A 7,279-nucleotide genomic window follows, 5' to 3' on the forward strand; every position below is an offset into this window, starting at 1 on the left:
ATAATCATTCTCGACCCGCCGCCTTTTCATAAAGGCTCCTTTCGAGGCTGGCCTGACTATCAGAAACTACTACGTCGCTGCACCAAATACTTAAAGGATGGCGGAGTTATCTTAGCGGCCCTAAACAATCAACAAGTAACCTTTTCAGAATTTGAACGCGACATACGAGAGACGATAGAGGATGTAAGATCTATCACGCCTTTAGCGCTTAGTGATGAAATAAAAGAACTGGAGCCTGATAAGGGGTTAAAACTTGCCTTGATTGAATGCTGAAGCTATTGGAGTTCCCTAAAATGTACAATTTCATTGCATGTATTAGTCTTGCGTTCTTCATAAGCTTTGCCAGCCCAAGCTTTTCCCGCACTATCCTTGAAGGGCAAAGTGGCCAGATTCACTTCATTTTGGAAGAACTATACTCAGGCTTAAATATTCCTTGGGGACTGGCTTTTCTGGATGCCAACACTCTATTAATTACCGAACGACGTGGCCGGCTTTATAGTTTGGATATTCAAACAAAGCAGCTCACAACTATCCAAGGGCTTAAGAACGTGCTTGCCAAAGGCCAAGGTGGCCTTCTTGATATTGCCATAAGCCCAACATTCAGCTCATCAAAGAATATTTATCTTAGTTATAGCAAAAGACATGATGGAAAGGGAACGACAGCCCTTGCCAGCGCCCAACTCACAGAGAATCAGCAGCTAAGGCATTGGCGTGAGCTATTCGTAGCGAAAGGCGATAGCGATACCTTCCGACACTTTGGTAGCCGTATTGCCTTTGACAATCAGGGGCACATATTTTTCAGCGTCGGTGACCGAGGCAAACGGGAAGACGCGCAAAACCTAAGCAATCATGCCGGAAGCATCATTCGATTAAATTTAGACGGCACGGTTCCTAAAGATAACCCTTTCACTCAACTAGCCCGCGCCCTACCCGAAATATGGTCTTACGGGCACCGAAACCCACAAGGTTTAGCTTTTACTCCCGACAAGTCTGTTTTATGGTCTATCGAGCATGGACCAAGAGGTGGTGACGAAATAAACCTGATTAAACCAGGCAAAAATTATGGCTGGCCCATCATTTCCTATGGCAAGGAATACTGGGGGCCAATTTCTGTGGGTGAAAGCACTCATAAAGAAGGCATGGAGCAACCCGTTAAATATTATGTTCCCTCCATTGCGCCAGGGAGTCTGATCGTTTATTCAGGCAAAGCCTTCAAGGAATGGAAAGGGGACCTCTTTTCAGGTGCACTAAAGATGACACACCTAAACCGAGTATCGCTCAACAAGCAGTATCAGGCTATCGCTGAAGAACGATTACTTGAAAGCCTGGGCGAACGCATTCGAGCAGTTGTCGAAAGTCCTGAAGGCTGGATTTACCTTTCCACCGACAGTGGACGCATTTTGCGTTTGCGTGATAAATAGTTTTGAGTGACTACAACAAAACAATCCTTGTATAAAAATATGGAAAAGTATCGTTATCTAATACCCTCAGGCTCTTGCTATTAGACTTAGTCGTTTTTTATTGAGTATCCGTTCATCACCATCTAGTTTTGCTTTCGCTTGTTGCCACAAACCAACAAATGGAGAGCATTATGAACAGACAACCAAACTTCTTAGAATTGATAAGCTTTACCCTATTATTCGCATTTAGCATGATGTCGCAGGCCGCTGGACTCATGTCACCCGCAAACGGTCAGCTACCAGCGTTGGAAATAAAACAACACCATGTAGATGTCACTATCGAGGATGGCTATGCCATTACTTCAGTAACACAATTATTTTTCAACCCGAATGACACCACGCTAGAAGCAATCTACTCCTTCCCCATTCCAGAAAAAGCAGCGGTAGGAGAGTTCACCTATTGGATAGACGGTAAAGCTGTGACTGGCGAGGTGCTTGAGAAAAAACAAGCTCGCGAGATTTATGAGCAAGAAAAAGCACAAGGCAGAGAAACCGCCTTAACAGAACAGGATGAGTATAAATCTTTTGATAGTGCCGTTTACCCGGTTTTGCCAAAGCAAGATGTCAAAATCCGATTAGTCTACATTCAAGCTGTCCATTCAGACCATGGCATTGGCAGTTATGTCTACCCACTTGAAGATGGTGGCGTCGATGAAGAAAAGTTGGCCTTTTGGAGCTACAACGAAGTGGTAACCGAAGCATTCAGCTTCAAGATGAATATAAGATCCTCTTACCCTATTGACGATGTCCGTCTTCCGAAACATCCGCAGGCAATTGTCACCTCAAACACGAATCAGGCATGGCATATATCCATGATGAATGGGCAGGCCGCACAAAACGAAGAAGACTCAAACCCAATCACAGCAAAGCAATCAATCACTAAACTCGATCAAGATATCGTGGTCTACTGGAGACATCAACAAGGCCTGCCAGGCTCGATTGATATGGTCACACACAAAGAACCCGGAAAAGACAAAGGAACCTTTATGATGACCATCACCCCGGGGGATGACTTAAGTAAAATCAACTTGGGGCGAGATTGGATCTTTGTACTGGACTACTCAGGCTCAATGCAGGGAAAATACCACAGCCTTATCGAAGGCGTTAACAAAGGGCTTTCCAAGCTAAATCCAAATGACCGTTTTCGCATCATCCTATTTAACAACAATGCAAGTGAGATCACACAAGGTTACACCCCTGCGACAGCCGAGAATGTATCAAGATATACACAATCACTTGAATCGACGACCCCTAATGGCGGCACAAATTTATACGACGGCCTGAAAAAAGGCATCAAAGGTCTCGATTCTGATCGCGCGAGTGCCATCATCTTAGTCACCGATGGCGTTGCTAATATCGGCACCACGGAGAAAAAATCCTTTCTAAGCTTACTCGAACAATATGATGTACGACTCTTTACCTTTGTGATGGGCAACAGTGCTAATAGACCACTACTCGATAGCATGACAAAAATTTCTAACGGCTTCGCAATGAGTGTATCCAATAGTGATGACATCGTTGGCAAGCTAATGATCGCTACCGAAAAACTAACTCACGAAGCCTTTCATGATGTCGAAGTTGATATTGACGGCGTTAAGGTTAAAAACCTTACACCCGCCCGTATCGGTTCTGTGTACCGAGGTCAGCAGCTTATCTTGTTCGGACATTACTGGGGAAATGGTAAAGCAACGGTTGAAATCAAAGGCAAAATGTCAGGCCAACAACAAACCTACACAACGTCTTTTGACTTCCCAAAACAAAGTGAACTCAACCCTGAGATAGAAAGGTTATGGGCGTTCGCGAGCATTGAAGCATTGCAGAATAAAATTGACTATCTAGGCGAAGATGCAGATGCCAAACAAGCCATCATCGACATTGCCAAACAATATGGTTTAGTCACCGACTACACTTCGATGATTGTTGTGAGAGAAGAGGTATTCAAGCAGCTTAACATTTCAAGAGATAACGCCAAACGCGTAAAGAAAGAATTGCAGGCTAAACAACAACGCGCAAGCCAGCCGGTAAGAGACCATCGTAAAGATGCCCATCAACCAGCTTTCAACAACACCCGCGCTTACCCGAGCTCTGGTGGAGGCTCATCTAGCCCCTGGATGATGTTATTGCTGCTCATCGCGGCGGTGTTATCACGAAAGCTTCAATCAAAGCGTTCATAAAACACCCTAAAAAACGAAACCAATGCTGATCTATGAACTCGGTTTTCATAGATCAGCCCACACCTCAAACTACCCCATCAATACTAAAACTTTCGCAGATCCTTTTTTCTGCGCATCTTCTCAAAAGCCAAAGGCTCCCATCGACGCATACCTGTGACAACACTAGTACCGAATCGCTCTTTAACAGGCAACTTTTCATCCTCTACATGTAAGCGATGAAATTCCTCTGCAAGTTGATCCAACTTTCTCTGAAAGATCAGGTTAGAGGCTTTAGAGAGCATCCCCACCACAAACTGTCGTTTGTCACTGGGCTCATCAAACCTATAGTTAAAGAACTCATTCACTAGAATTTCTTCGAAAAACCGCTGTATAGGGCCGTTCTTTTGCCAACTGAAGTTTCTATCAACTAATAACTTTATGCGATTTCCAGGCAACAACTCGATCAACTTTAGGCGATCTAATTTGGCAAGATGCTGGATTAACGCGGTCTCAGTTAAATCATAGGTAGACAATATATCTTCAAAGCTCCAACGATTTAAGGCACTATTTGCGACAATCAAAAGCGGAAGATCATCAATAATTTCTTTTTCTTGCTCAATCGTCAAACTTCGAATCTGATCAGACTGTCTCACCATCTCCACCAGATCACTAATTTCAATACCTAAAAATTCACAAATTTGATCTAGCCTTTTTAGCGAAAAGCTTTCCTCAGAAAACAAACGTTTCACGCTCGCCTCACTTAAATTGAGGGCATCAGCCACATCTGCATATTTTACATCGTTAATTTTCAAACATTTTTTCAGTGCTTTGACTAAAGCAGCGCTCTGAGACATCTGATCTCCCTATTATGAAACAGCGGTTCATGAGAATGACAGCAATACCGAATACTATGAAATATCGGGCTTATATCCAAACCTAGAATGGTTTTATCGTTACCATCAACAACTAAAATGACTGAATTAGGCCGGCGGACAACTGGATAGACGAAATGATTTATGATTGAAAAAGTCTTATAATTCTTAGATTATTGCACAAACTAGAGGCTTGAACTCAGGTTACAGACAAATATTACCAGGCTAAATGGAGTAGCGAGTAATATGACAGAGCAACAAATACCTGTGCGGGAAAGCCGTCAAAAAAAGCTTAAACAAGCTGTTGACTGCCTTAAGAAAACTATCCCACAAATGAAAGACCTTGAAATCCCAATCACCCCGGAAAACTACTTCGTTTGGTATGAGTATTTTCAAGGAATGAACCTCGAGCTACGCAAGAAAATAGATAGCCTGCTAGAAAGTGGAACGAACTTTACAGACAGCTTAAATAACTCACTCTACGAAACTTATATTGCAAACCAAACGCAGGATAAACTGAGCCATATACAAGGCGATACAGAGACGCTTGTGGACAACCTGCTGCAAGAGCTGGAAAAAATCCTTGAGGGCAACCAGGCTTTTTCAGCCGCACTGGAAGAAAGCCAGAATGATCTAAAGAAAAACCCCGATATCAACAGCATCACTCAGCTCGTTGCCAAGCTTATTGAAGAAACTGACCAAGTTAGACAAGCCAACACATCAATGGAAAACTCCTTAATCGTTGTGAAGGAGGAAGTCAGTACTTTAAAAAGGAACTTGGAAGAACTGAACGAAACGGCGTTTACCGACCAGCTCACCGGCATCCCGAATCGACGAGCATTTGATGAGTCTATTAAAACACTAGTAAATGAGTTTGAACAAACACTGAAGCCCTTCTCTCTCCTATTTATGGATATTGATCACTTCAAATCGTTTAATGATACGCACGGCCACGCAGTAGGCGACAAAGTTTTAACCTTTATCGCAACAGTTCTAAAGAAGGGTGTCAAAGGTGACGATATCGTCGCTCGTTATGGAGGTGAAGAATTCGTGGCGCTATTACCCAACACACGCTACGAAGGCGCACTCGTTGTAGGCCAGCAGCTATGCGATAAGGTCGCCAGTAAAAACCTGGTTATGGGCAGTGATAAAAAAGTCACCCTGGGTAATATTACCATTTCTGTCGGTGTTGCGAGTATGCAAACCTCTGACACAATTGATGGCTTAGTAGAGCGCGCTGACCAAGCCTTGTATGCAGCTAAGAAACAAGGCCGGAACAGAGTAATTGGAGAGACGCAGAACCTTGCGCAAAGTCAGTAGTATCAGAAAGGTGTATCGGCTCGAACCCTTTCTCAAAGGTTGGAGTTCAGTGCACGGCATAGTTAAACAGCACTCAAAGGCGTGAAAGTCCGCAAAACGGACCTTCATGACTGATCGATAAACAAGGATATTTTGGCCAATATTGATCTGATCGGTTACTTCTGGAAAGTGAGATAAGCGGACATAACTTGAGAATTGTCTTCAGATCTAATCTGGCCCTTCCTAACTAGCATTTTTATATTACAAAAGACCCGAAAGCGGACATAACAGTTGGACTGTTTTTACAAAATTACGGCCAATATTCGCTAAGTGAAGCTTCTTCTATATGCTGTATGTATAAACAGTATCAAGGAGGATACTCATGTCACCGGCAAGGAATGTCTGGGCGAGTCAAGCACCATACTATGAACGCCATCAGCCCGAAAAGACGCTCCTCTATCAATTGGTTCAGGAACATTATCCTGTCTTTAAGTCCTCGTTGGAGGGTCAGGGACAAAGCTTGCCTCGTTACGTTCAGAGAGAGTTCGAAGATTTTCTCCAATGTGGTCGGCTGGAATATGGCTTTTTGCGTGTCCGCTGCGAGGATTGCCATCATGAACGATTGGTCGCATTTAGCTGCAAGCGCAGAGGGTTCTGCCCCAGCTGTGGTGCCCGCCGGATGGCGGAGAGTGCCGCGCTCTTGGTGGATGAGGTGTTTCCCAAAGTTCCCATACGCCAGTGGGTGCTGAGCTTTCCCTTCCAGTTACGATTCCTGCTGGCTCGCCATCCAGAGCTGATGGGTAAAGTGTGAGGCATTGTCTACCGCACAGTCTCTACGCATTTAATTAGGCAGGCTGGTTTTACCAAGGCTACCGCACAAACCGGTGCAGTGACGTTGATCCAACGCTTTGGTTCTGCGCTCAACCTTAATGTCCATTACCACATGCTATTTCTCGATGGCGTATACGCCGAAGATACCTATGGCCAACGGCGGTTCCATCGGGTCAAGGCACCCACTCAACATGAACTCAATGCGCTCGTTAACACCCTCAGCCACCGGGTCGCTCGCTGCCTGGAAAAACGCGGTCTGTTGGAGCGAGATGCCGAGAATACCTGGTTGACGCTGGACGAGGAAGGAGGAGATGTACTCACGCAACTGCACGGTTCCTCGGTGACTTACCGCATCGCCACCGGCCCCCAGCAAGGGAGTAAGGTCTTCACCCTGCAAACCTTCCCTCATTGCGAAAGTGAGAAGCCAGGCTATGGCCAAGCGGCTAAAGTGGCAGGGTTTTCACTCCATGCCGGTGTGATGGCCGAAGGACATCAGAGGGATAAACTCGAACGGCTCTGCCGCTACGTTAGCCGACCCGCTGTTTCAGAAAAGCGCCTGGCATTGACCTCCAATGGACACGTTCGGTATGAACTCAAAACCCCGTATCGCAATGGCACAACCCATGTGATCTTCGAACCCATGGACTTCATGGCCAAGCTGGCT

General features: G+C 45.0%; 5 protein-coding genes and 1 pseudogene. 5 read left to right on the forward strand and 1 reads right to left on the reverse strand.

The genetic code is table 11. From position 1 onward, the window contains the following. The 3 genes from A3761_RS12695 to A3761_RS12705 form a co-directional block, all read left to right on the forward strand. The coding region (locus A3761_RS12695; protein ID WP_197473035.1) for a class I SAM-dependent methyltransferase at nt 1-273 on the forward strand (273 nt) is incomplete at its 5' end. A 20-nt stretch (nt 274-293) separates the two neighbouring features. Further along, nucleotides 294-1,421: a PQQ-dependent sugar dehydrogenase gene (locus tag A3761_RS12700; RefSeq protein ID WP_068514383.1), complete on the forward strand. Its 1,128-nt coding sequence runs from the start codon at nt 294-296 to the stop codon at nt 1,419-1,421. 170 nt (nt 1,422-1,591) lie between these two features. Further along, the gene (locus A3761_RS12705) at nt 1,592-3,634 is read left to right on the forward strand and encodes a VIT and VWA domain-containing protein (protein WP_068514231.1); all 2,043 of its coding nucleotides are present in this window, start codon (nt 1,592-1,594) and stop codon (nt 3,632-3,634) included. Nucleotides 3,635-3,717: 83 nt separating this feature from the next. On the opposite strand, the gene A3761_RS12710 is transcribed toward A3761_RS12705, so the two are convergent. After that, nucleotides 3,718-4,467, reverse strand: coding sequence for a helix-turn-helix transcriptional regulator (locus tag A3761_RS12710; RefSeq protein ID WP_068514227.1), 750 nt, complete (start codon nt 4,465-4,467; stop codon nt 3,718-3,720). A 264-nt stretch (nt 4,468-4,731) separates the two neighbouring features. Here A3761_RS12710 and A3761_RS12715 point away from each other — a divergent pair, with 264 nt between their 5' ends. Both A3761_RS12715 and A3761_RS12720 read left to right on the forward strand, forming a co-directional pair. Beyond that, nucleotides 4,732-5,805: a GGDEF domain-containing protein gene (locus tag A3761_RS12715; RefSeq protein ID WP_068514223.1), complete on the forward strand. Its 1,074-nt coding sequence runs from the start codon at nt 4,732-4,734 to the stop codon at nt 5,803-5,805. Between the two features lie 361 nt (nt 5,806-6,166). Then, a pseudogene (locus A3761_RS12720) lies at nt 6,167-7,279 on the forward strand (transposase); the annotation flags it as partial.

The organism is Oleiphilus sp. HI0123 (genome assembly GCF_001635315.1).